Source organism: uncultured Slackia sp. (genome assembly GCF_934630525.1).
Classification (GTDB): domain Bacteria; phylum Actinomycetota; class Coriobacteriia; order Coriobacteriales; family Eggerthellaceae; genus Slackia.
In genome coordinates, this window is the sequence record NZ_CAKTVX010000001.1 from 161217 (window position 1) to 184397 (window position 23181).

Here is a 23181-nt window from a genome sequence, read left to right on the forward strand (position 1 = left end):
GTGTTCGATTGTGCGGCAAGGATGTTGAGGGGTACATAAGGTGCTCGATAACGCAGCGAGAGCAATAGGATGGCTGCATTCGAACGCTCTGATGTGCGGGGAGGCTCAGGAGGTCTAGAGGCCCAGGAGGTTCGGGAGCCACAGAAGACCTACAGAAGGCCCAGGAGGCACGTAGCTGTCTCCTGGGCCTCTCTTTTTCGAGATGAGTTGTTCGATGCGCTGAATGCTTTGGCTCCCGGCGCATCGAGAGCTTCAAAAAACTCGTTTACAGCACGAAGCACACGATGGCCGCGGCAATGGCGCCCGCGACAAAGCCTGCTACGGCACCCGCGATAACGGCCTGCTTGGTTGCGGGATTTTCGAAAAGCGCTGCGAGCGCGCTGCCAGATGCCCCATTGTTTGAGGCTTCGGTCTGTTCGTTGGCCTCTTCAAGCGATTCGCTGTCGTCGTCGTTTTCGCCATACGCTTCGGAGGCCTCGGTTTCGAAATGCGGCTGCGGCTCGGCGTGCGCGGTGCGTTCGTGGTCGCTTTGCGCATCTTCTGCCGCAACATCGATAGGCTCATCGAATGTCGCGGGCTCATCGAACGCTTCGGACTCGTTGAAGGAAACGGCTTCGTCGAACAAGGCGGATTCGTCGCCTCGATTTGCAGCGAAGGTGGGGTTGGTGAGCGAGCGGCCAGCCGGCGTGATGTCTTCGAAGAAGAATTCGCCGCCTTCTTGCACGCCTTCGATAAAGCCCAAATCGGCGAGTGCGGCATACGCTGCTACGATCGATTCGTCGAATGCGCCTTCTTGGCCGGTAGGGCACAGCCTCATAAAGGCCGCGAGCATAACATCTTCGCCGCTATCGGCGGCTTCTGCGAGCGTAAGCAGCTCTTCGTATTCAACGTCGCTCAGTTGTACGCCGTTGTGTATTTTCATGGATTCAACCTCTTCTTTTGGAAACAGCGTCTGATTCTAACACCTCGGTACCTGAGGAAAGCGCGCTTTCGAAAAAGGCACAAATGTTCGATTGTTCATTCATTCGCTCGTATGATTGCTTTGGAATCCCATAGGAACTCGCCTGTATTTTCCAACTGTGACATCTTCGTAACAAATCGGAAATCTTCGTTTGATATAACAGCTTCTTAACTTGGGACAAGCGATATCGATTTGTCCCAAAGAAGCGTGCAAGAGCGATAGCGCGAAGCGCCATGCACGTGAAGAATGCCAGGAGGCATTCGCGGGCGTTTCATTTGGGATGCGCGGGCGAATGTCAAAGGTCGCCACACTGCCTGGTGAAGGGACTTCGCGCTTGAGACAAGGAGGTTTGGCCATGGCTGAAGAAGTCAAAGAGTCAACCAAAGAAAAGTCCAGTGCTGGGCGCGTGCTGCAAATCGGCGGCGCCGTCGTTGGCACGCTCGTCGGTTCCGGTTTTGCGTCGGGCCAGGAAGTCATGCAGTACTTCACGGCGTACGGCATTCCGGGCGTGTGGGGCGCCGTGCTTACCATGGTGCTGTTCGCGCTTATGTGCGCGGCCGTTACGTATTACGGCTGGAAGTTCGCGAAATCGGAGCACTTCTCCGCATTCCGCCACTACTGCGGCAAGTATTTCGGCACGTTCATGGATATTTTCTCGGTGCTATTCTGCTTCCTGGTCGGCATCGTCATGACGTCTGGTTCGGGTGCGATGTTCGAGCAGTACTTCGGCATTCCCGCGGTTGCCGGTTCTACGGTTATGGCGCTTATCGCCTTGGGCAGCGCATGGCTCGGTCTGGAAAAGCTGACCAAAGTTCTGGGTTCCACGGCTCCCATTTGCATCGTGTTCTTGGTTGGCGTGTCCCTTGTGACTGCTGCGATGAACTGGGGCAACCTTGCTAATGCCGACGCGATGGTCGCTGCCGCTGACGCTTCGGGCAACGTGCTGCGCGCCGTCGATTTCGCGGCTCCGCTGTGGATCGTCATTATCGTGACTGCCTTGAACTATGTTGCCCACAACATCGTCGCGGGCGTTCCGTTCATTTCCAAGGTTGGCACGCAGGCGAAAAACGGCAAGGAAGCTCTGTGGGGTGGCCTGCTCGGCGGCATTCTGCTGGGTCTGTGCGCGCTTGCGCTGAATTTCGGCATGCTCACCACCTACGATCAGGTCTACATGCTTGAGGTTCCTGGCCTTGAGTTCGCCAAGATGCTCAACCCCGTTATGGGCGCAATTTACGCGGCCATCCTCATCATCATGATTTACAACACGATTGTTCCTATGATGATTTCGGTTGCGAACCTGTTCGTGAAAGACGACAAAGATCCCGTGAAGTATCGCGCGATGCTCATTGCGCTTGCTGTGATCTTCCTCATCGGCGGCCAGTTCAAGTTCTCGGTGCTCATCAACATCATTTACCCGTTCGTGGGCTACGTTGGCATCATCTTCATGGTCGTGGTGCTTGTGCAGGTTATTCGCTGGAAGCTCTTCGGCAAGAAGGAGCCTCAGGAATAAGGCTTGTTCCATAGCATGAAATTAGGCGCTGGCTTCGGCTGGCGCCTTTTTGATTGCCTGAAGTTCGGGTGAGCGCGGCGGCATGCCAGCGAGCGCCGCGTTGGCGAGCGGCGTGTCGACGGATGGCACGTTGCGCGTTGTGCGTTGGCTCGTGGCGGTCGGCGAATGGAGCGCTGCGCATAACCTTCACTTGCTTTGCCTTAGGCAACTGTTCTTTTTGCGTTGAGGAGGCGCGCCGTGGAAGGCGTTCTCATAAAGGTTGCAGCGTTCGTGGCGATAATCATCGCTGGATACTTCGCTGGGCGATCGGGCTCGTTCGGAAAACGCCCCGGCGAAGTTGTATCGAAAATCGTATTCACGTTCACGCTGCCTTGCTCGGTGGTGCACGCGTTCGGAAGTGCCCAGTTCACGCCGCAGCTTCTGATACTCGTTCCCATTGGACTCGCGTGCGCGTTCATTCCGTACGCCGTGGCCGCAATCGCGAGCCGGCGCTGCGAGCGGGCCGACCGAATCTTCTACATGCTCAATATTTGCGGCTTCAACATCGGCTGCTTCGCGCTGCCGTACGTTCAGGCGTTTTTTTCACCCGAAATGGCTGTTGCGGTATGCATGTTCGATGCGGGAAACGCCATGATGATGACAGGCGGCGCCTATGCGCTAATGGGCCTTATTGTGAGAACGGGCAAGGGGCCAATCGAACAGCCTTTGAAATTCATCGCGAAGCGCCTGTTCGGTTCACTGTCATTTGACGCGTATCTCGTTTTAATCGTGCTCGCGATTCTCGATATTCAAATTCCGCAGCAAATCGTCGCCTTTACCGAACCCATTGCGAATGCGAACGCATTTTGCGCAATGCTTATGCTCGGTCTTATGATCGGCTTTACGTCGGCGGGCGCGAAGCTCAAGAAGGTTGCGATTATTCTTGGCGCGCGTGCATTGTTTTCGATTGTATTTTGTCTGATGGCGCTCGTGCTTTTGCCGTTCGATTTCACGACGAAACTCGTTATTTGCATTCTTCTTTGGGCTCCTGCGAGCGCCATGGGACCCACTTTTACCTTATGGTGCGGCGGCGATGAAAAACTCGCCGGTCTTTCGAACGGCATCACGATCGTTGAGGCAATTGTGGCCGCAACGGCAATCGTGCTTGCGACGAGTGTCGCGGTGTAGGCAGAGCAGCAACCCGATCGAGAACCTGTACTCCGCTGGCGAGTTCGGCTCCATCTGGGGCAACATGTACCAGGGCACGGGCAATATCGGCGAGTGCGTCGTGTTCGGCCGTATCGCCGCCCGCAACGCCATGGCGAAATAGTTTTCGCATCCCCTCCGACGCGAGACGCCACCCCTCCCTTGGGCGCCTTGCCATTTTATCAGCGGCTCCTTCTCGCTCTATGCGGTGTGAAGGAGCCGCTTTTCTGTTGTTTGGCCCAAAAAAGCGAGAGGGTGAAAGGCAGGGCATAGCGTGGATTGATGTTCGAAAAGATAAAAACCAAGAGGAAAAGATAAAAACCAAGAGGGGGCCTAATTCTCATTCCTGAACGCCTGGAACGTTGTGAAGGAATGAGAATTAGGCCCCCTCGGTAGGTCGAACGAACTTCGAAGAAAGCAACTATTCGGTGGTCGCAGGAGCTGCGTCGGCATTTTCGCGCAGCATGCCATCGAGGGTGCGCCAAGCGAGTTCAGCGCACTTCACGCGTGCAGGCATGTGGGAAATGTCCTGCAGCTGGGCGGCTTCATCGAGGTCGATTTTGTCTTGCTCGGTGAGCTCCTTGCCTTTAATCATGTCGATGAACAGTTGCGAGAGACGCAGCGCCTCTTCGACGGTCTCGCCAGTAATCACGTCGGCCATCATGTCGGCAGAAGCCTGGCTCACGGCGCAGCCATGGCCGGTGAAGGCCGCTTCCTCAATCACGCCGTCCTCGACACGCAGCGACAGCGTGAGCTCGTCGCCACAGCTCGGGTTGATGCCTTCGTGCGTATGCGTGGCGCCATCCATCTCGTATTTGTAATCGGGGTGGGCGTTGTGGTCCATCAACGCCGTGGTATAAATTCCGCTATTCGCCATGGAACATGCTCCAAACTCGATTCAGGCCAGCCACCAGCTTGTCGACATCGCCCTTGTCATTGTAGAAAGCAAGCGAAGCGCGGCAGCAGGCGAGGTTTTCAACGCCAAGCCAGGTGAGAAGCGGCTGGGCGCAATGATGGCCAGCGCGAATGGCGACCTGGTCCATGTCGAGGATGCTCGCCACGTCGTGCGGGTGAATGCCGTTCACGTTGAAACTCACGACGCCATGATGCATGTCTGCATCGGGGTGGCCGATGATAGTGATGAAGTCGAGCTTGCCGAGCTCTTCCATACAATAGGCCACAAGCGCCTTCTCGCGAGCCTCGATGACGTCGATGCCCACCGATTCGACGTAGGCGACGGCAGCCGCGGTGGCATAGATGCCCGCCGCGTCTTGCGTGCCGGCCTCGAACTTCTCGGGAACGGGCGCCCAGGTGGCGTCTTGCTCGGTCACGTTATCGATCATTTCGCCGCCGGTAAGGAAGGGCGGCATGGCGTTGAGCAGCTCGTCTTTGCCCCACAGCACGCCCATGCCGAAGGGGCCGAAGAGCTTGTGCGCCGAAAACGCCAGGAAGTCGCAACCGATTTCGGTGACATCGACCTTCACGTGCGGCACGGACTGAGCGCCGTCGACCACGAAGTAGCCGCCCTGTTCATGCACGCGGCGACCGAGCTCTTCGACAGGGTTTTCGATGCCTAAAACGTTGGACACGTGCACGCACGAAAGAATCTTCGTCTTCGGGCCGATTTTCGCGTCCATTTCCTCGGGCGTGATAATGCCGTTCTCGTCGGGGTAGAGGTACACGAGCTTCGCGCCCGCCGCGCGGCAGGCCTGCTGCCACGGGATGAGGTTCGAGTGATGCTCCATGATGGTGATACATACCTCGTCGCCCGGTTCAAGCACCGTTGGCGCAAACGCCTTGGCAACGATGTTGAGCGCCTCGCTCGCGTTGCGGCACATCACGACATCTTGGGCCTTGGGGGCGCCGATGAACTTCGCGACGCGGTTGCGCGCCACGTCGATTGCTTCCGTTGCTTCAACGGACAGGCGGTAAAGGCCGCGCAGTGCGTTCGCGTTCATTTCCTCATAGAAGCGGCGCTGGGCGTCGAGCACGGTTTTCGGGCGCTGCGCGGTTGCGGCGCTGTCGAGGAACGCGAGGTCGGGATGGTTGGCAAGCAGCGGGAAGTCGCGCTTGTAAGGGTTTTCGGCGATGTTGGCCGCGCACACGATGTCGGGGGCGGTGGCCGAAGTTGCCGCGGCGTGGGCAGCATCGGCGATGGCGCAGGCGCTCGCGGCGGTGTTGGTGGTTTCAGTCATAAGCGTGAGCCTCGAATCTATTCGGCTTCGTCGAATTGGGCGGGAACGCCAATTTCGGCTGCGAGTTTCGCAATCGCCTGGCGCGTGTAGGCGTCGGGCGTGGTAATCGCGGCATCTTCGAACGTGGCGGTGGCGAACAGGCGCTCGGCGGCTTCTTGCGAAATGCCGCGGCTCATGAGGTAGTTGAGCTGCTCGGGGCGCATGTGGCCAATGGTGGCGCCGTGGTTGCCCGCGACGTCGTCTTCGCTGCACAGAATGATGGGAATCGATTTGTTCTTCACGCGCTCGTCGGCGAGGATGACCGATTCGGTTTCGGTGCCTTCCGCTCCAGCGCAGCCGCATGCCAAATCGATGGTGCCGCGAAGGATCTTCGTGCACTCGTCGGTGAGCACGCCCTGGGCGTCCATGAGACACGTGGTTTTCTCACCGCGGTGGCGCAGCAGGTAATTGAAGTCGAGCGCTTCTTCGCCATGGCCCACATAGCGCGTGGTCACGTGCACGTCGGAGCGCTTGCCCGACAGGTTGCCCGCCAAGCCTACAAACGATTTGCCTGCGCCGAGCACGGTGTGGCGCACGGTGATGCGCGCATCGTCGTCGAGGAACAGCGCGGTGTCGTCCATGGTGGTAAAGCCGTCGCTGGCGGCATGCACGGTTTGGATGTCCACATGCGCGTCGGCGTCGGCAAATACGCCGAGCGTGGAGCCGATGACGCCTTCGCCCGTCTCGGGGGCGTCGAAGCACACGAGCACCTGCGCGCTTGCGCCTTCTTCGACGACAACGTCGAGGGAAGCGACGCTTGCGGCGGCGTTTTTGCCGTGCGCATGCACGACGATGGGCTCGGCAAGCGCGGTGCCTGCGGGAACGCGAACGGCACGCGTTTTGGCTGCGTGCGCGGCGAGCCATTCGCCCGCGACACGGCCCATGCCGTGTTCGAAGGCCTGAGGCACGTCGCGCGTGACGGGCGACGTTGCGGCCAAATCGAGGTTCACTTCGCCGCCGTTGAGAATCTCGTCGTCGGGTTGGGTGTTATTCGGGGTTTTCGCCTGCTCGGGGCGCGTAGCCCACGCGGCAAGCGCAGCGGTGGCAAATGCGCCGAACTCGGCTTCTTGCGCGCCTTCAGGCACACGAATCTCGATACCGTCGGCAATGGAGTCGATAACGTCGACTTCCGCTTCGTTCATATCCAAACGATGCCAGGTGGGGGAGATGAGCGCGTTGGCGCGCAGGGTCGTCGTAGTGGTTTCGACCATTATCCAATCGCCCCTTCCATTTCGAGTTTGATGAGGTTGTTCATTTCGACCGCGTATTCGAGCGGCAGTTCTTTGCTCACGGGGTCGGCAAAGCCGTTGACGACCATGGTGCGCGCTTCTTCTTCGGAAATGCCGCGGCTCATGAGGTAGAACACGGTGTCGTCGGAGATGCGGCCGATGGTGGCCTCGTGGCCTACGTCGACGTTCTTGCAGCGAATGTCCATTGCGGGAATGGTGTCGGAGCGGCTGTCGGCGTCGAGCATGAGCGACTGGCAGCTTACCGACGCGGCGGAGTTTTCGGCCTTTTCGGTTGCCACGACGCTCGAGCGGAACGTGGACACGCCGCCGCCCTTCGAGATCGACTTCGTCTCAATCGCGGCGCTCGTGTCGGGCGCGGCGAGCACGACTTTGCAGCCGGTATCGAGGTTTTGGCCCTGGCCGGCGAACGTGATGCCCGTGAACGTGCACGTCGACTTGCGGCCGGAAAGAATGGACATGGGGTAGAGGTAGCCGACATGGCTGCCGAAGCTGCCCGAAACCCATTCGATCGATCCGCCCTCGTCGCATACCGAGCGCTTGGTGTTCAAGTTGTACATGTTCTTCGACCAGTTCTCGATGGTCGAATAGCGCAGATGCGCGTTCTTGCCGACGAACAGCTCGACGGCGCCTGCGTGCAGGTTCGCCACGTTGTATTTCGGGGCCGAGCAGCCTTCGATGAAGTGCAGATCGGCGCCGTCTTCCACGATGATGAGCGTGTGCTCGAACTGGCCTGCGCCCTTTGCATTCAGGCGGAAGTAGCTCTGCAGCGGGAAGTCGAGCTTGGTGTCTTTCGGCACATAGACGAAGCTGCCGCCCGACCACACGGCGCCATGGAGCGCTGCGAATTTATGGTCGGTGGGCGGAATGAGCGTCATGAACTTCTCGCGAATGAGCGGCTCCCACTTGGGGTCGTGCAAGGCTTCTTCAATGCCCGAATACACGATGCCCATCTTCGAGGCGGTGTCTTGCATGTTGTGATACACGAGCTCGGAGTCGTACTGGGCGCCGACGCCTGCGAGGTATGCGCGCTCGGCCTGCGGAATGCCCAAGCGGTCGAACGTGTTCTTCACGTCGTCGGGCAGGCTTTCCCAGTCGCTCTTCTGATCGGTATTGGGCTTGACGTAGGTGACGATGTTGTCCATGTCCAAGCCCGCGATGGACGGACCCCAATCGGGGGCTGCCATGCTCTTGTAGATTTCGAGCGACTTCAGGCGAAACTCGAGCATCCATTCGGGCTCGTCTTTCTTTGCGGAAATCTCGCGCACGATTTCGGGCGTGAGGCCTGCGTCGAGGCGCTCGAAGCCCTCTTCTCCGTAGCGGAAGTCGTAGAGGCTGCGGTCGATGTCCGCAACTTCAGAATGTTGCTTTGCCATAGTGAGCCTCCGCCTTTACGCTTGCGCGGCCTGGGCGGCTTGCTCGAACTGTTCGAAGCCCTCCGTGTCGATTTTCTCGATGAGCGAGGCGGGGCCTTCGTGCACCATGCGGCCCTTCACCATGACATGCACGCGATCGACGTCGACGCGCTCAAGAATGCGCGTGTTGTGCGTGATGATGATGAGCGTGCCGTCGCAGGTGCGGCGATATGCGTCGATGCCGCGCGAAACGACGGAAAGGGCGTCGACGTCGAGGCCCGAGTCGGTTTCGTCTAGAATGGCCAGCTTCGGCTTGAGCAGCAGCAGCTGCAGCATTTCGAGCTTCTTCTTTTCGCCGCCCGAGAAGCCGACGCCCAGCTCGCGGTCGAGGTAGGCGGGGTCGAAGTCGAGTTCTTCGCACAGCTCTTGGGTGTGCTTGCGGAACTGCTTGCCCTTAAGGTTCAGGCCTTCGCGGCCGGCGGCGGCTGCGCGCAGGAAGCTCGACAGCGGAACGCCGGGGATTTCGACGGGAGCCTGGAAGCTCAAGAACATGCCCGCATGGCTGCGCTTGTCGGGCGAAAGCGCGGTAACGTCCTGGCCGTTGAACACGATGGAGCCAGCGGTCACGTTGTACGTGGGATCGCCCATCACGACATGGCCGAGGGTGGATTTGCCGGCGCCGTTAGGGCCCATGAGCACGTGGGTTTCGCCTTGAGCGACGCTCAGGTCGATGCCGTGCAAGATCTCCTTTTCGTCGACCGACGCGGTAAGGCCGCTGACGCGCAGCAGCTCTCCCGTTGAGGTTTCTAATGCCATGGCAATTGCCTTTCTCTTATATATACCCCTTTTGAATACAAGAGTTGTTGGCAGGCGACGCTGCATGGTACCTTCGTCTTCGGATTCGGGCGCCCGCGCGTGCAAGCCTATTAAACCAACCTATGTAACGGGATTAAGATAAACCAACCAGGCACCTCATTCAAGGCGAATTATCCTTCCATGGGACGAATCGGCACGAAGAGTCCTTATGAGGTTGCTGAAAGGGCGATTGCCGGGGCGGCGAAGGGTTGCTGGGGTGGCGCGGTTGCTGGGGTGGGCACACGTGAAGGCGTCGGTTGGTTCGCTGCGGCGCGGGCGTTAGGCTAGGGACGGTTGCTTTGTTTTGTCGTCGTGGTTCGTTCGGCTTGGTTTCTGCGCCTATTGGCGCTTTTGTCGAGCGCGGCTGTTCCCTCTGCCTTCGTGCGGTGCTGCGTAGCGCTATATTGCCGTGCGGCGTTCCCGCTCTTTCGTCCTTACGCTTGGTTTACGTTCGCGCAACGGTTTTCTGCTTATTGACGGCGCGGTCGATGCTTCTTCTTTCTAAAAGGCTATACTCTGGCAGTTACGAAAAACGGCTACGCTTCCGCTTGGCCGCTTCGAGTCGATATTGAAATGATTGGTATGCCGAATTCGAAACTGCTGACAATTGCCGTTCCCGCATATAATGCTGCGTCCTATTTGCACACGTGTCTCGATTCGCTCGTTCAGTCGGGCGACGAGGTTGAGGTGCTCGTTGTCAACGACGGTTCGAAAGATGGCACGCTTCAGGTGGCGCGCGATTATGCCGAGCGCCATCCGGGCATTGTTGTGGCTGTTGACCAGGAGAATCGCAACTGGGGCGGTGCGGTGAACCACGCTCTCGAACTGGCGTCGGGAACGTTCTTCTATATCGTCGACTCCGATGATTGGCTCGATTCCGCGAAGCTTACCGAAGTCGTTTCTCGCCTTCGCATGTTGGAGGAACAGCAGGCGGGCGTTGATTTGTACATGGTGAATTACGTGTACAACCGCGTAGAAAACGGCGATCGACATACCATTTCGTACGAGAAGCTCCTTCCGAGCGATAGGGTCGTTGGCTGGGACGCGATGAGTAATCCGAGTCTTGACCAGTACATCATGATCCATAGCGCCATGTATCGAACGAGCGTGGTGCGCGAGAGCGGCTTGGTGTTGCCTGAAGGCATGTCATATATGGACAGCCTGCTCATGCTCAAGCCCCTGCGTTTCGTGAAGAAGCTCTATTACCACGATTGCGACTTATATTGGTACACCATTGGCCGCGAGGGCCAGTCAATTGACCCTTCGGTGCTCAAGCGCCACATTGCCGACCAGATTCATGCGACGCATCTGGCGATTGACGGTTTTGATTATGAGAAGCTGCAGGCGATCAGCCCTCGTTTGGCGGGTTGCTCGATGCGGTATCTTTCCGCGATGCTCACCGTGTCGTCTATCCATCTGTTCCAGATCAATACGCCCGAATCCATTGAAGACAATAAAAAGCTGTGGCGCTACCTTCGCGAGAGCGATCCCGTACTGTGCCGCAAGCTTCGATTCACGCTGGCGGGTCTGGTTAATCGTAAAACGGCACTTGGTCGCTGGGCTGCGAAATGCGGCTACGGCATAGCGGCGAACCTGTTCAAATTCGCATAGCGCAACGTGAGAAGAGGCCATGGCAAACGATAATCAGAAAAAAGAGCCATTTGAAGAGGCGATTCTCGAGCCGAATTTGCTCAATGAAATCGCTCCCGAAACGGCCATGGAGCGACCCCATATTAAAGGGCGTTTGCTCAATGTCGTGCTGTGCATTTTCGCATTCGGCATGCTCGTTGGTTACCTGTTTTTCGCAGGCGAGGGCGAAGATATGGCCAACGCCCTTTCGAGCATGCGCTGGCCGTGGCTCGTGCTTGCGGTGCTCATGGTTGTGGGCTATTGGTTTTTCGAATCGGTATGCATGCAGATTTTCTCGCGCGACATGTTTCCGAAATTCCGTTTCCGCGATACGTTTCTGTGCACGATCATCGGCCAGTATTTCAATTGCATCACGCCGCTCTCGAGCGGCGGGCAGCCGTTTCAGGCGTATTACTACAACCGCTTCGGCATGCCGCTCTCCAAGAGCATGCCGATGCTCGTGAGCCGCTTTGTGACCTATCAGGTCGCGACGAGCGCTTTTTGCGCATTGGTGTTGTTGTTCCGCCTGCATTATTTCGTCGAGGAGAACCCCGCGCTTACCACGCTTGTCGTTATTGGCTTCATTGGCGGCTTGGGGCTGCTTTTGATGCTGTTGGCCATCGCATTTTGGCGCAATGCTATCGTTAAGCTTATGACCTGGGCGTTTAAGCTCGCGGGCAAGATGCATATTGTGAAAGACCCCGAAAAGCGGATCGCCGATACCACAAAGACCATTGACGACGCGTACAACGAGATGCGCTACATGATGAAAAAACCGCGTCTGTTTGCGAGAAGCATCGCGGTTACGTTCGTCCAGCTGCTTGAGTTCTTTGCCATTAGCTATGTGATTATGCGTGGCCTGGGCTGCGACGGCGATTTCCTTACCGTGATTTCGTGTCAGGCGTTCGTGTACATGATTTCGTCGTTCGTTCCCACGCCGGGCGCCATGGGCGCTGCTGAAACGAGCTACGCGCTCTTCTTCAGCACGATTTACCCAAGCGCGTCGTTTGTCGCGCTTTCGACGTTCATTTGGCGCTTCCTCACATTCTATTTCCCCATTGTGACAGGCATGCTGGTTACGCTCGCCGTGAATCGCGGCGATGCCGTGCGTGCTCAAGAGGCAAACAAAAATCACGAATAAGAATAACGAGCGTTCATGATTTGAGGCGATGTCGTGCGTGGGGCTGCGCGGCGTGCGGCGCGTCGTGTGTTGGCTACGCTGCCCTGAATTGCGGCGGCGTTGCGGCGTTGGATTCGCGACATGGCGCCATGAGCTGTTGCATCGCGGCGCCGTTGAGCCCATAGGCTGCCGTTGCGCAGTGTTCGGTTCGTGATGTAGGGTTTACGGTCTGCTGCTTTCGGCTATACGACCTCATGCTTTGCGGCGCCGTTTTATTGAAGCCTGGTTGTGTCGCCCATGTTCCATTAGCTGTCGGGTTTGCGGCTTTCTTTATGGGCATACGTTTCATTCGGTGGAATCAAATTACGAATGGTCGCGGTTTTGACCTCTTTGCGCCTATCGCTGGTCAAAATCGCCGCTATTCGCAGCATTGTCTGACCGTTGGAATAGAAATTGCGATCAATATGTTCGGATTATCGTTTTAAGGGGTGCTTTGGGCGTTCTTTCGGGGCCGATGTGCTCCCTCGCGTCTTTCGGATTGAATTCCTTTTTACGAATAGCCGCAATTTTGACCATAGGCGTCGATTTTTTGGTCAAAACTCGCGCAATTTGTAAACCGCGTTATCGCTTGCGAGCTTGATGGGATTTGGAAATCGCTTGCTCGAACCAGTTTGTCGGCATGATTGCACGGCGAAGGATACGTGATTTTTCATATGCCGAAGCAGCGCGAATGCGATTGCGGTGGTTGAGAGCTTTGGCGAGGGTTTCGCAAAACTCGCTGAATGCTACTTCGTCATAGACGATATCTTTCGTTAGTTCGAAAAGCGTTATGTTCTGGCCAACAAGTCTATTGTTCTTTACTGCGTCGCGCAAAAGAGCGCTTTCGTCTGAGTGCCATTCTTTGCCTTGATATTCAACGACTACCAGGCGCTTCTCCTCCCAAACAAGGTCGCATTCAAACGAGTTGATGATTCGGGGGTATCCCCATTGGTCGATTGCTTGGATTGGGGTTTTTAAATCGATTCTAGAATTGAGCTTCGGAGCGGGGAGCTTCGCGCCTCCTTTGACATGGCTCAGCGTCAGGAGCATGAAGCATTTCCATTCCATAGGGGAACGGGCTCCGTCAACAATGAAGCCGCATGCTGCTTTTGCTTTCGTACAAGAGCGTAGATTGCTGTTCATCTCCAGGAATTTGCCCAGCTTTGCCGAACTCGTAATCGTTTTTCGTTGCGAAATTTGATCCTGAGAAATGACGTATCGCGAGCAAAGTTCATTTCCAAGGGCGATAAGCTGCGTGCTTTCAAGTAGCGATGACATTTGCACAAATGTGAGTTCTGGACTCGAGACGGCTATTTCTCCATCAATGAGAAGGCACGAGGCCGCGACATCGTTTTCTATCTTGTGCGTTGCGATAGCCGAGCTTCGCGCTGCGGCTACGCCATTCGAGGCTGTTATGTGGGCTTTGCCGCGTACATCTACGAAGCCGTTGGCTTGGGCGAAGCTGACGATTCGGTCGCGTTGACGTTTTCGATTCTCTGGATTTCCGTTAACTATCGAAAGCGGCTCCACGCGAAAACTGGCGCCGTCGAAGCTGCGCCAGAATAAGTATGCCGATATGTGGGAGAGATACATCATGGGCACATCTTGCCAATTCCGATATGTTTTGAAAAGGGGGTTGCTGATATTTGAAAACAAGCTGTTGAACAGGTGATATGTACTCCAAATTATTGCGTGAAAACTGCGAGAAAATTGAAGGGAAACGTGCAGAAGTCAGCTGGGGAAATGCATGAAAACGCGATGATTGGTATCGTGGGGCATGCGATAGCAAGGGCGCACAGCGCACAGCGCAGGCATGATGGTGGTAGCTGCGATTCCCTTGAGGTGAAACTTGCGAATGGTGCCGATTTTGACCAAGAAACGTATTTATGCGGTCAAAACTGGCACCATTTGCAAATTTCTTCCTGGGTCTTACTGTTTGCGGGGGAACGTTCGCTTTTGGAAGGCGCTTATCCGGCCGCGAGAACGAGGCGATAGTGTTTCGGAACCCAATTTGCTGCGTTTGGAGGGTGCGTCGTTTGTTGCATCGATATTTTCGGCTTTGCCATAGTTCCTAAGTTTTGCGAATGGTGCTCGTTTTGACCAGCGGCGGCTATTTCTTGGTCAAAACCGGCGTCATTCGCAAAGCGGGGATGTTTAATTGGCTCGCTTTTCGCTTCAAAGCAAGAGGTTGCTCAGTAAGGTCGTAAGGAGATTTGAATAGGGAGCGCGATGGGGAAAGCCTCGATAGCGGTTGAGATGGAGAAGATTCGGACTCATCCGACCTTTTGAGATGGGAAGGTTCTAGGATTAGCTCCGGACGCCTTCTGCGTAATATCGAAGAGGGACGTTACGGGTAATCGGGCTAAGCTTTCGTGCGACTTGCCGGAATGGGATGCTTGCGTCGTGGGAAGAGGGCTATGTTGCGCTTGCTTCCGGTCGAATACGGTGAGTTGTGGAGCGCGTCCTGTTTAGGGCTGCGCTAGTATGTGCAGCATCGCGATACACTCCTTGTCTGAAAGGGACGCCATATGAGCCTGGCCGATATTCTGCATATTGAAATCGTTGAAGATACCCCGGATCGTTACGTCATGCATACGCCCGTGACCGCTGATATGCTGCAACGACATGGCGTAATCCATGGTGGCATCAGCGCCTATTTGGCTGAGCACGCGGCAAGCGAGTGCATCTCGGCGCATACCGACCCCGCCGTTTCGCATGCATTGGGCCTCGAGCTTACTACGACGCATTTGCTGCCCGTCTTCGAAGGCGACACCATCGAGACCGTGGCAACGCCAGTGCGCGATGGCGGCCGCGTGCGCGTATGGAAGGTCGAGCAATTCCGCATGTCGGACGGCCAAATGTTCAACACGTCCCAAATGACGATGTACATGAAGAAGGTCAAGTAAGGCGGGGAGCTGGTCGTGTGGTGGCGGGATGCGCCGCGCATGACTCGGAATCGTTTCTTCGCATGGCGACTTGATTGCAGGCGCGGAGATTCGCGCCTGTGTTTTGGCATTTGGGGATTGTGGGGCGTGATTGGCGCTCGTGCCGCTTTCGCGTCTGCGACTTCCAATGCGTCTTCTCGGGTTTGCTTGAGACCTGTTAAACGCTACGAGCATTTAACACATCAGGGCATGTAGTAGGTTGGCGCATCTTGGCTAGAATCGGTTGATTGGGTGCTCCTGAATGGCCGTGTAAAGGCTTTCTTGCACGACGTTCCAAAACGGGTTCATGTGCTCGTCGAGCAGCGTTTGCGTGCTGCCGCGATTGATGAGGAAGAACTCTACGAGCGAAATCGCCTGATATGCGCATGAGTCAGCGAGCAGGGCTTTCGTCTCGTCGGGCATATAGCGTCCGTCTAAAATGAAGTCGATGTCCGCTTTGAACGCAGGAATGAGCGTTTCGGCAACCTGCTGGATGAACTCGTGTTCGCGCGGCGTAAAAAGCTTGCGGTAGAAATCGGGATCTTCGAGTACCGTAGTGACGAGTGCTTTGTAGTAGCCGCTCGTATCAAGCGTGCGGGCGCCCGTTTCCTTATGCACGTAATAGGGGAGTGCGTCTTTGCCTGCGCCCGTTGAAGAAAAAGGGGCGCTCACAAGCTGGCTTTCGGGGAAATCGTGACGCAGTTTGGCGGCGAGCGACGTGCGGAAGATCCACATGGCGACATCGTATTTGCTGCCGAAGTGATAGTAGAACGTATTGCGGTTCACGCCGAGTTCGGAAATGAGGTCGGCAACTCGCGTTTGCGATAGCGACGTTTTTCGAACCGATTCTTTGAAAGCGGCGGCTATTTCCGCGCGCGTGTCACGCTTTGCCATGCGATACCCCTTATTTGCTTCCCCTGGGTAAATTATAGGCACTTGAAGGGCTCAAGGCGAGAATCTATCGCCTAATGGCCCAAATACATCCTGTTCATCTATGAAAGCGTGCTCATTGGTTGCTTGCAATTAGTCATATCGTGAATCTGTCTAGCAACCCTTGGACGCGCAGTATTTCCGTCTAATGAATTTCCTCTTCACACAATCCACAATACAAGGTGTCCGGATGAGACATGAATCCGGACTATAAGGGGATTTTCTTTTAGGAGGAAACATGGAAGACGTTAAGCGTCCGCTCGATGGCGTGAAGGTCGTTGAAATGGCGACGTTCATCGCGGTTCCCGCCGTTGGCCGCATTCTTGCCGACATGGGTGCCGAAGTTATCAAAATCGAATCCGCCAAGGGCGACAATCTGCGCTTCACTGCTCCGAACGAGGGCCGTCCGTCCGACCCGCACGAGGACACCAACTTTGACCTCGAGAATGCCAACAAGAAGGGCATCGTTCTTGACCTTCGCCAGCCCAAGGGCAAAGAAGTGCTGTTCAAGATGCTCGACGACGCTGACGTTTTCCTGACCAACTGGCGCCCTGGCGCGCTCGCACGCCAGAACCTCACCTATGACGAGTTGAAGGTCAAGTACCCCAAACTCATTTATGCAAGTCTCACGGGCTATGGCGACAAAGGCCCCGACAAGGATCTGCCCGGCTTTGACTACACCGCGTTCTTTGCTCGTTCCGGCTGGTCGGGATCGCTGTACCAGAAGGGCACCGTTCCTTCGAACCTCATTCCTGCTCTGGGCGACCACCAGGCTGCCCTCGCGCTGACTGCTGGCGTTCTGGGCGCACTCTATCGCGCAGCCAAAACCGGCAAGGGCGAGAATGTTTCCACCAACTTGCTGCATACCGCTATTTGGGTTCAGTCGTTCCAGATCCAGGGCGCACAGTACGGAACCGAGTTCCACGGCGTCAGCTATCCGTTCGATCGTCGCGAGAATCCTCTGCCTTATCAGCCGGCCGTCAAGACCAAGGACGAGCGCTTCCTGCAGGTCATGGGCCCGAACTTCTCCATTTACTGGCCGCTTATCATGAAGGCGATCGGCCGCGAGGACGTTCTCGACGATCCCGTGATGAACGACCAGAAGAAGATTCAGGAGGCCGGCCGCCTCGGCGAAGCCTACGACCTGGTTCAGGAGGGCTTCCAGCAGAAGACCATGGAAGAGTGGATCCCCATTCTGACCGAGCTCGACATTCCGTTCGCCGCATGCAAGACCTACGAAGAGGTCTCCAAAGACGAGCAGGCTTGGGCAAACGACGTGTTCTACGAGATGGACTACCCGCGCGGCCCCAAGGCTCTGGTTCGCACTCCGATCGACATGTCCGACACGCCGCTGCCGAACTACGACAAGGCACCGCTTTTGGGCGAAGACACTGAAGACGTTCTTAAGGGCCTCGGCTACACCGACGACGAGATCAAAGAGCTCGAAGAGGCTGGCATCGCCAAGCAGGGCGAGCGCAAGTAACTCTCTCGGCGATCGATTGATTCTGCTCGGAGTTTAAATGGCGGCGAGCGGCGCAGTTCCGCACGAGCCGAAAGCCGCATCGAGCGGCTTCCGAGAGAGTTCAGGACTGTTTGAGCACGCCGCCGCCATTTAAACGGAGAGCCTGATGGGTTTTGGCTTTTATTGTTTCGTAAAGGGGGAAATATGGCCGAAGAAATAAAAGAGGTACCCGAGAAGCTTCCCGCGAAGAAAGTTCTCGCGAATATCGCCGACAACGTATACGAGAGCGCCATTGAGGCGAAGGCTCGCGGCGAGAAGGTCGGTTGGATTTCGTCGAACTTCCCGCAAGAGATTCCTGAAACGCTCGGCTTGCATTGCGTGTATCCGGAAAGCCAGGCAGCTGCGATTTCCGCTAAGGGCGGCAGCCTTGCCATGCTCGAGCACGCCGAAGGCGACCTGGGTTTCTCCAACGACCTGTGCGCATATGCTCGCATTTCGATGGCGTACGCCGACCTGGGCAAATGCCCCAACGAAGAGCGCGAAATGCCGCTGCCCGATTTCGTTTTGTGCTGCAACAACATTTGCAACTGCATGATGAATTGGTATGAGAACATCGGTAAGATGCTCGACATTCCCGTAATCATGATCGACGTGCCGTACAACGACAAATACGACGTCGACGCCAAGCGCGTTGCCTACATGCGCGGCCAGTTCGATGACTGCATTAAGCAGCTCGAGGAAATCACCGGCAAGAAGTGGGACGAGGATCGCTTCGCCGAGGTGTGCGAGATTTCCAACAAAGTTGGCCAGGCGTGGCTCGAAGCGACTCAGTACATGCAGTACGAGCCCAGCCCGCTGAACGGTTTTGAGCTGTTCAACCATATGGCCGTGGCGACCATGGCCCGTGGCAAGCAGGAATCGCTTGACGGCTTCCTGCAACTTATCGACGAGTACAAGCAGTTCGTCAAGGAGCACAAGTCCACGTTCAAGGTCGAAGAGAAGAACCGCGTTATGTTCGAGGGCATCGCTTGCTGGCCGTTCCTGCGCGCCACGCTACATCCGCTCAAGCATTCTGGCACCAACGTGACCGCATGCGTGTATGGCCCGTCGTTCGCCTTCACCTATGGCAACACCGATGAGATGATGCGCGCTTACGCCGAAATGCCGAATGCCATCAACCTCGAGCGCGCCGTTGAGCTGCGCGAGGAGCTGTGCAAGGCTGGCAAGGTCAACGGTGGCCTGATCCATAACAACCGCTCCTGCAAGATGTGGAGCGGCATCGCTCCCGAAATGGGACGTCGTATCGCGAATGACCTGCATATTCCCGTGGTTACGTTCGATGGCGACCAGTCCGACCCGCGTAACTTCAGCGAAGAACAGTACAACACGCGCGTCGAGGGCCTGCTCGAAATCATGGAAAACAACAAGAAGGGGGAGTAGACGATGGCTGAAATCAAAGAAATGCTGGCCGGTTTCGCCGAGGTCGCGAACAACCCCAAGGCCCAGCTCGACAAGTACCTCGCCGAGGGCAAGCGCGTGATTGGCGTGGGCCCCTACCATGTGCCCGAAGAACTCGTGCATGCCGCTGGCGCTGTGCCGTTCGGCGTGTGGGGCGCCATTGGCTCCTCCGATAACGCCAAGAAGTACTTCCCGCCGTTTTATTGCTCCATCTGCCAGATGACGCTGGAAATGGGCATGACGGGCAAGCTCAATGGCCTGTCGGGCATGATGATCACCGGTTTGTGCGACACGCTGCGCGCCTTCAGCCAGAACTGGAAGGCCGCCATGGGCACGAAGATCCCCATGATTTACGTGACCAATTCGCAGAACCGCTTTATCGAGGCCGGCCGCACCTATGCCATCGAGTCCTATACGGAAGTCAAGCGTGGCGTTGAGGAATGTGCAAACGCGATCATCGAGAACGACGACATGCTCGCTTCCATCAAGCTCTACAACGAATGGCGCGCCGCGATGCGCGAGTTCGTCGAGCTTGCCGGAACTCATCCGGCGGAGGTTTCCGTCGTCGAACGCGTGGCCGTTATTAACGCGGGTTACTACGAGCTTAAGGAAGAGCACCTCGCTCAGGTGAAGGCGCTCAACGCCGAGCTCGCGAAGTTGCCCGAATCCACCGCTGGCTTCAACAAGATCGTGCTTTCCGGCATTTACGAGGACATCCCGGCAATCACCGAGATTCTCGATGCCAACAAGTACGCCGTGGTCGCCGACGACCTCGCAAAAGAGAGCCGTGCGTTCTCTCGCGAGGTTCCCGAGGCCGGTTGCGCCATTGAGGCACTCGCCGATGGCTGGTGCAACCTCAAGGAAGACCCCGAGCTGTTCGACCCGAAGAAGGCGCACCTCGACGCGCTCGTCAAGAAGGCGAAGGATTCCGGCGCACAGGGCGTGGTGATTCTTCTCGCGAAGTTCTGCGACCCCGAGGAATTCGAGGCTCCGCTCGCCACGAAGGCGCTGCGTGAGGCTGGCATTCCTGTGGTGACCATCGAAGTCGACCAGTCCACCGAGTCGTATGAGCAGGCTCGTACGCAGCTTGAAACGTTCAAAGAACTGCTTGCGTAAAACTGTTTGATACGCAGTACGCACTTTTGTTTTGATGGGCCGGGGCGTTTTCCCGAGCGCTTCGGCCCCTTCGGGGCGAAGGCCCCGCATAGGCGTTCCCTGTGGGCCCATCGAGGGGATGGCGCACAGGGGGCGAAGACCTTGCCGCTTCGGCGGCGCATATCCTGAAAAGGGGATACGTTATGGCTTCTGAACAGGTTCAGAAAAAGGGAGGCTTCCACTATGCCTTCCTGATCGTTGCCGCCGGCATCGCGATCACGTGCATTCCGTGTGCTCTGGTGTTGAGCTGCGCGGGTATTTACTTCACGCCGGTTTCTAATTACTTCGGTGTGCCCAAGGCGTCGTTCACGCTGTACTTCTCCATCTTGAACCTCGCAATGATGATCATGCTGCCTATCGGCGGCAAGCTCATGTCGAAGATGGACGCGCGCGTGGTTCTTTCCGCCGCGGTTATTATTGACGGCCTTACGCTCATCGCGATGTCGTTCTTCACTGCGGTATGGCAGTTCTACATCGCTGGCGTTTTGCTCGGCATTGGCACGGCTCCGCTTATCTACCTGGCCGTTCCTTCGCTGATTAATGCTTGGTGCAAGAAGAAGGTCGGCTTCTTCATTGGCCTGTGCATGGCTTTCACGGGCATTGGCGGCGTTATCTTCAATCCTATCGGCACTGCGCTTATTAACATGGGTCCCGAAGGCTGGCGTACGGGCTACCTGGTGTTCGGCATCATCGTTTTGGTCGTGACCCTTCCGTTCACCGCGCTGATCGTTCGCAGCAAACCGTCCGACAAGGGCGTTCAGGCCTATGGCGCCGACGAGGTTTCCGCTGACTCTGGCAAGCCCGCCGCTCCTGAAGTTGGCGTCTCTGCCGACAAGGCCATGAAGACCGCTGCGTTCTTTGCGCTGGCCGGCTTCTCGTTCCTGATCACCGTGAACCAGACCGTGTATCAGTTCCTGCCCTCTTACTGCGCTTCCTTCTCGAACACCGTTCCCGAGATTGCCGCTGTTTCCGGTGTCGTGGCTTCCGCCTGCATGGCTGGCCAGGCAATCGGCAAGGTCATCCTGGGCGCTGTGAACGACAAGTCGTGCAAGGGCGGCATGGCTCTGGGTATTGGCTCTGGCCTCGTGGGCGTCGTGCTCATGTGGTTCCTGCCTTCCGTGGTTGCCCTGTTGTTCGTCGGCGCGTTCCTGTTCGGCTTCGTGTATGCCTGCACCACCGTTCAGACCCCGCTGCTTGTTCGCACCACCTTTGGCTCTCGCGATTACACCAACATCTACTCTCGCGTGTCGATGGCTGGCACCCTGGGCGGCGTTGTCGCATCCACGTTCTGGGCTTGGGTCGTTGACCTCCCCGGCGGTTTCTCCATCATGTTCACGCTTTCCATCGTCTGCATGGTCGCATGCTTCCTGTTCGGCGTGTTTGCGCTGGGCCAGGGCAAGAAGCTTGAAAAGACCGAGAACTAGCCTCTTTTTTCCTCGCTTCCGCCCGTTGACTCCTTACTGCGGGCAGCTAGCAACCGGCCCTTCCTCGAGGGCCGGTCCCCCAATCGCCTTTGCGCCCAAGCGGACAGGGTTCCAAGGCGATCGGGGGGCCGATTTCGGTTGCGCCCCTTGCGGCCTCGCCAGCGCGCGGTGGAGGCCGTGACCTCACGATTCCGATTTCCCGCGAATCAAAGCCGCGCACGCGGCGCCAATTCAATTCGAGCTTTGCATACCAATGATGAAGGGATGAAAAGATGGATTTCGCACGCACCGACGAACAAGAGCTGCTGGTTGAGAGCATCCAGGAGTTTTGCGAGCGCAACCTCGATGAACGCAAGATTGTCGAGATGTTCGATGCCCACGGCATGACCGATGAACTGCTGAAGGAATACCTTGAGGCAGGCTTTGGCCTTATGGGCATTCCCGAAGAGCTCGGCGGCGTTCCTTGCGACCGCGTGACCCTTGGCGTTCTGACCGAGGAATTCGCGCACTATGCCGGCAGCATCACGCCGTTTTTGAACAATACCCTCGCCATGTGCGACATGATTGACTTCGGCAGCGACGAACAGGTCGCCTTCTGCATGGAAGAATACATGAAGACGGGCAAGCCGATTTTCAGCCTGGGCTTCTCTGAGCCGGCGGCTGGTTCCGACAATATGTCGATGACCGCTACCACCAAGAAGCAGGCCGACGGCACCTATATCCTCAATGGTCAGAAAACATGGGTCACTGCTGGCGAAGCACTGCCGTACTGCCTGGTCATCGCCAAGAACGAGGATCCCTCGCACGACAATGCCGAAATGACCATGTGGCTCGTTCCAAAAGATTTGCCCGGCGTTTCCACTGCGGGTCTCGGGAAACGCGGCCAGCAGATTATGCCGTTCTGTGAGATGTATTTCGATGACGTGAAACTCACCGAAGACATGATGGTTGGCGAATATGGCGCCGGCTTTAAGAATCTCATGAAGAACTTCGAGATGGAACGCTCGCTCATCATCGCCCAGTGCCTCGGCTGCGCTCAGGCCTGCATGGATGACGCCGCCGCTTACGTGAACGACCGCATCACTTTTGGCAAGCCGATTTCGAGCTACCAGCTCATTCAGGAAAAGCTCACCGAGATGGAGACGAAGCTCATCAACGTGCGCAACATGCTTTACTACGTGTTGTGGCGTATGGACCAGGGCATGTCGATTCGTACCGAGTCTGCTTTGCTGAAGCGTTATGGCGCCCGTGCTTGCACCGAGGTGTGCCAGGAAGCTGTTCAGATTTTCGGCGGCCTGGGTTACACCACCGAGACGCGTGTCGGCCGTATCGCAAACGACGTTCGCGGCATGCAGATTGCAGGCGGCACCGATGAAATCATGGTTTACATCGCCGGCCGTCAGCTCGCGAAGAAGTACAAGAAGTAATCGAATCTCGTCCGGCGGGGCGAGCGGCGGCCCACCTGGGGCCACGACTCGCTACCGCTTCGCCCTATGGGCTTCGCTATGCGCTCGCCTGGCTGCGCTTCTTTGAAATGAAAAGAAGTTTGAGCGCAGACGACCCCAGATGGGCCGCCACTCGCCCTTTCGTTAGGCCGTTGCAGTTGCTTTCGCGATTCCGGTTTTCATGAGGGCCGCCCCTTCTCGCCCGAGCGCTCGCCAAAGACCGTCGGTGTTCACTTCTGTTCTTCATT

Annotated in this window: 19 protein-coding genes; 11 read left to right on the forward strand and 8 right to left on the reverse strand. The window is 56.9% G+C overall.

Features of this window, described 5'->3' with window-relative positions:
* Positions 1 to 265: 265 nt before the first annotated feature.
* Positions 266 to 922, reverse strand: a complete 657-nt coding sequence (locus Q0D41_RS00670) for a hypothetical protein (protein WP_294373717.1) — start codon at positions 920 to 922, stop codon at positions 266 to 268.
* A gap of 394 nt (positions 923 to 1316) precedes the next feature.
* Here Q0D41_RS00670 and Q0D41_RS00675 point away from each other — a divergent pair, with 394 nt between their 5' ends.
* The 3 genes from Q0D41_RS00675 to Q0D41_RS00685 all read left to right on the forward strand — a co-directional run bounded on the left by Q0D41_RS00675 (position 1317) and on the right by Q0D41_RS00685 (position 3780).
* Positions 1317 to 2471 carry a hypothetical protein gene (locus Q0D41_RS00675; protein WP_294373719.1) on the forward strand — a complete coding sequence of 385 codons (1155 nt, stop codon included), beginning with the start codon at positions 1317 to 1319 and terminating at the stop codon, positions 2469 to 2471.
* A gap of 237 nt (positions 2472 to 2708) precedes the next feature.
* Positions 2709 to 3638 carry an AEC family transporter gene (locus Q0D41_RS00680; protein WP_294373722.1) on the forward strand — a complete coding sequence of 310 codons (930 nt, stop codon included), beginning with the start codon at positions 2709 to 2711 and terminating at the stop codon, positions 3636 to 3638.
* A complete protein-coding gene (locus Q0D41_RS00685) occupies positions 3625 to 3780 on the forward strand; it encodes a hypothetical protein (RefSeq protein WP_294373724.1) in 156 nt (51 codons plus the stop codon). Before Q0D41_RS00680 ends, Q0D41_RS00685 begins: the two co-directional genes overlap by 14 nt.
* 297 nt (positions 3781 to 4077) lie before the next feature.
* On the opposite strand, the gene sufU is transcribed toward Q0D41_RS00685, so the two are convergent.
* The 5 genes from sufU to sufC are packed head-to-tail and all read right to left on the reverse strand — an operon-like array spanning position 4078 to position 9308.
* Positions 4078 to 4533: a Fe-S cluster assembly sulfur transfer protein SufU gene (sufU, locus tag Q0D41_RS00690; RefSeq protein WP_123219384.1), complete on the reverse strand. Its 456-nt coding sequence runs from the start codon at positions 4531 to 4533 to the stop codon at positions 4078 to 4080.
* Positions 4523 to 5851 (reverse strand): aminotransferase class V-fold PLP-dependent enzyme, encoded by a 1329-nt coding sequence (locus tag Q0D41_RS00695; RefSeq protein WP_294373728.1) that lies wholly within the window; start codon positions 5849 to 5851, stop codon positions 4523 to 4525. Before Q0D41_RS00695 ends, sufU begins: the two co-directional genes overlap by 11 nt.
* A gap of 17 nt (positions 5852 to 5868) precedes the next feature.
* A complete protein-coding gene (locus Q0D41_RS00700) occupies positions 5869 to 7101 on the reverse strand; it encodes a SufD family Fe-S cluster assembly protein (RefSeq protein WP_294373732.1) in 1233 nt (410 codons plus the stop codon).
* On the reverse strand, positions 7101 to 8513 hold the full coding sequence (gene sufB / locus Q0D41_RS00705; RefSeq protein WP_294373733.1) for a Fe-S cluster assembly protein SufB: 1413 nt from the start codon (positions 8511 to 8513) through the stop codon (positions 7101 to 7103). The genes Q0D41_RS00700 and sufB overlap by 1 nt, the downstream gene beginning before the upstream one ends.
* A 15-nt stretch (positions 8514 to 8528) precedes the next feature.
* On the reverse strand, positions 8529 to 9308 hold the full coding sequence (gene sufC, locus Q0D41_RS00710) for a Fe-S cluster assembly ATPase SufC (protein ID WP_114615035.1): 780 nt from the start codon (positions 9306 to 9308) through the stop codon (positions 8529 to 8531).
* Between the two features lie 621 nt (positions 9309 to 9929).
* On the opposite strand from sufC, the gene Q0D41_RS00715 reads away from it, so the two are divergent.
* Positions 9930 to 10958, forward strand: a complete 1029-nt coding sequence (locus tag Q0D41_RS00715) for a glycosyltransferase family 2 protein (protein WP_294373738.1) — start codon at positions 9930 to 9932, stop codon at positions 10956 to 10958.
* Between the two features lie 19 nt (positions 10959 to 10977).
* A complete protein-coding gene (locus tag Q0D41_RS00720; RefSeq protein ID WP_294373741.1) occupies positions 10978 to 12117 on the forward strand; it encodes a lysylphosphatidylglycerol synthase transmembrane domain-containing protein in 1140 nt (379 codons plus the stop codon).
* Positions 12118 to 12717: 600 nt separating this feature from the next.
* On the opposite strand, the gene Q0D41_RS00725 is transcribed toward Q0D41_RS00720, so the two are convergent.
* Entirely contained in the window at positions 12718 to 13731 is a 1014-nt protein-coding gene (locus tag Q0D41_RS00725) for a hypothetical protein (RefSeq protein WP_294373743.1), read from the reverse strand.
* A gap of 932 nt (positions 13732 to 14663) precedes the next feature.
* On the opposite strand from Q0D41_RS00725, the gene Q0D41_RS00730 reads away from it, so the two are divergent.
* Positions 14664 to 15041, forward strand: coding sequence for a PaaI family thioesterase (locus Q0D41_RS00730; RefSeq protein ID WP_294373745.1), 378 nt, complete (start codon positions 14664 to 14666; stop codon positions 15039 to 15041).
* Between the two features lie 252 nt (positions 15042 to 15293).
* Here Q0D41_RS00730 and Q0D41_RS00735 read toward each other — a convergent pair whose 3' ends face one another.
* Entirely contained in the window at positions 15294 to 15953 is a 660-nt protein-coding gene (locus Q0D41_RS00735; RefSeq protein ID WP_294373748.1) for a TetR family transcriptional regulator, read from the reverse strand.
* 274 nt (positions 15954 to 16227) lie between these two features.
* On the opposite strand from Q0D41_RS00735, the gene Q0D41_RS00740 reads away from it, so the two are divergent.
* The 5 genes from Q0D41_RS00740 (at position 16228) to Q0D41_RS00760 (ending at position 22915) form a co-directional block, all read left to right on the forward strand.
* Positions 16228 to 17472, forward strand: coding sequence for a CaiB/BaiF CoA-transferase family protein (locus Q0D41_RS00740; protein ID WP_294373751.1), 1245 nt, complete (start codon positions 16228 to 16230; stop codon positions 17470 to 17472).
* 183 nt (positions 17473 to 17655) lie between these two features.
* On the forward strand, positions 17656 to 18891 hold the full coding sequence (locus tag Q0D41_RS00745; RefSeq protein WP_294373754.1) for a 2-hydroxyacyl-CoA dehydratase subunit D: 1236 nt from the start codon (positions 17656 to 17658) through the stop codon (positions 18889 to 18891).
* A gap of 3 nt (positions 18892 to 18894) precedes the next feature.
* A complete protein-coding gene (locus Q0D41_RS00750; protein ID WP_294373757.1) occupies positions 18895 to 20025 on the forward strand; it encodes a 2-hydroxyacyl-CoA dehydratase subunit D in 1131 nt (376 codons plus the stop codon).
* A 182-nt stretch (positions 20026 to 20207) separates the two neighbouring features.
* A complete protein-coding gene (locus Q0D41_RS00755) occupies positions 20208 to 21488 on the forward strand; it encodes an MFS transporter (protein ID WP_294373758.1) in 1281 nt (426 codons plus the stop codon).
* A gap of 272 nt (positions 21489 to 21760) precedes the next feature.
* Complete coding sequence (locus Q0D41_RS00760; RefSeq protein ID WP_294373761.1) at positions 21761 to 22915, forward strand: acyl-CoA dehydrogenase family protein; 1155 nt, start codon at positions 21761 to 21763, stop codon at positions 22913 to 22915.
* Positions 22916 to 23181: the final 266 nt, after the last annotated feature.

Coding starts and splice junctions, on each gene's coding strand:
- Q0D41_RS00755 (WP_294373758.1), top strand. CDS start 20,208: ATGGCTTCTGAACAGGTTCAGAAAAAGGGAGGCTTCCACTATGCCTTC.
- Q0D41_RS00670 (WP_294373717.1), bottom strand. CDS start 922: ATGAAAATACACAACGGCGTACAACTGAGCGACGTTGAATACGAAGAG.
- Q0D41_RS00715 (WP_294373738.1), top strand. CDS start 9,930: ATGCCGAATTCGAAACTGCTGACAATTGCCGTTCCCGCATATAATGCT.
- Q0D41_RS00745 (WP_294373754.1), top strand. CDS start 17,656: ATGGCCGAAGAAATAAAAGAGGTACCCGAGAAGCTTCCCGCGAAGAAA.
- Q0D41_RS00700 (WP_294373732.1), bottom strand. CDS start 7,101: ATGGTCGAAACCACTACGACGACCCTGCGCGCCAACGCGCTCATCTCC.
- sufC (WP_114615035.1), bottom strand. CDS start 9,308: ATGGCATTAGAAACCTCAACGGGAGAGCTGCTGCGCGTCAGCGGCCTT.
- Q0D41_RS00740 (WP_294373751.1), top strand. CDS start 16,228: ATGGAAGACGTTAAGCGTCCGCTCGATGGCGTGAAGGTCGTTGAAATG.
- Q0D41_RS00760 (WP_294373761.1), top strand. CDS start 21,761: ATGGATTTCGCACGCACCGACGAACAAGAGCTGCTGGTTGAGAGCATC.
- Q0D41_RS00730 (WP_294373745.1), top strand. CDS start 14,664: ATGAGCCTGGCCGATATTCTGCATATTGAAATCGTTGAAGATACCCCG.
- sufB (WP_294373733.1), bottom strand. CDS start 8,513: ATGGCAAAGCAACATTCTGAAGTTGCGGACATCGACCGCAGCCTCTAC.
- Q0D41_RS00750 (WP_294373757.1), top strand. CDS start 18,895: ATGGCTGAAATCAAAGAAATGCTGGCCGGTTTCGCCGAGGTCGCGAAC.
- Q0D41_RS00695 (WP_294373728.1), bottom strand. CDS start 5,851: ATGACTGAAACCACCAACACCGCCGCGAGCGCCTGCGCCATCGCCGAT.
- sufU (WP_123219384.1), bottom strand. CDS start 4,533: ATGGCGAATAGCGGAATTTATACCACGGCGTTGATGGACCACAACGCC.
- Q0D41_RS00725 (WP_294373743.1), bottom strand. CDS start 13,731: ATGATGTATCTCTCCCACATATCGGCATACTTATTCTGGCGCAGCTTC.
- Q0D41_RS00720 (WP_294373741.1), top strand. CDS start 10,978: ATGGCAAACGATAATCAGAAAAAAGAGCCATTTGAAGAGGCGATTCTC.
- Q0D41_RS00735 (WP_294373748.1), bottom strand. CDS start 15,953: ATGGCAAAGCGTGACACGCGCGCGGAAATAGCCGCCGCTTTCAAAGAA.
- Q0D41_RS00675 (WP_294373719.1), top strand. CDS start 1,317: ATGGCTGAAGAAGTCAAAGAGTCAACCAAAGAAAAGTCCAGTGCTGGG.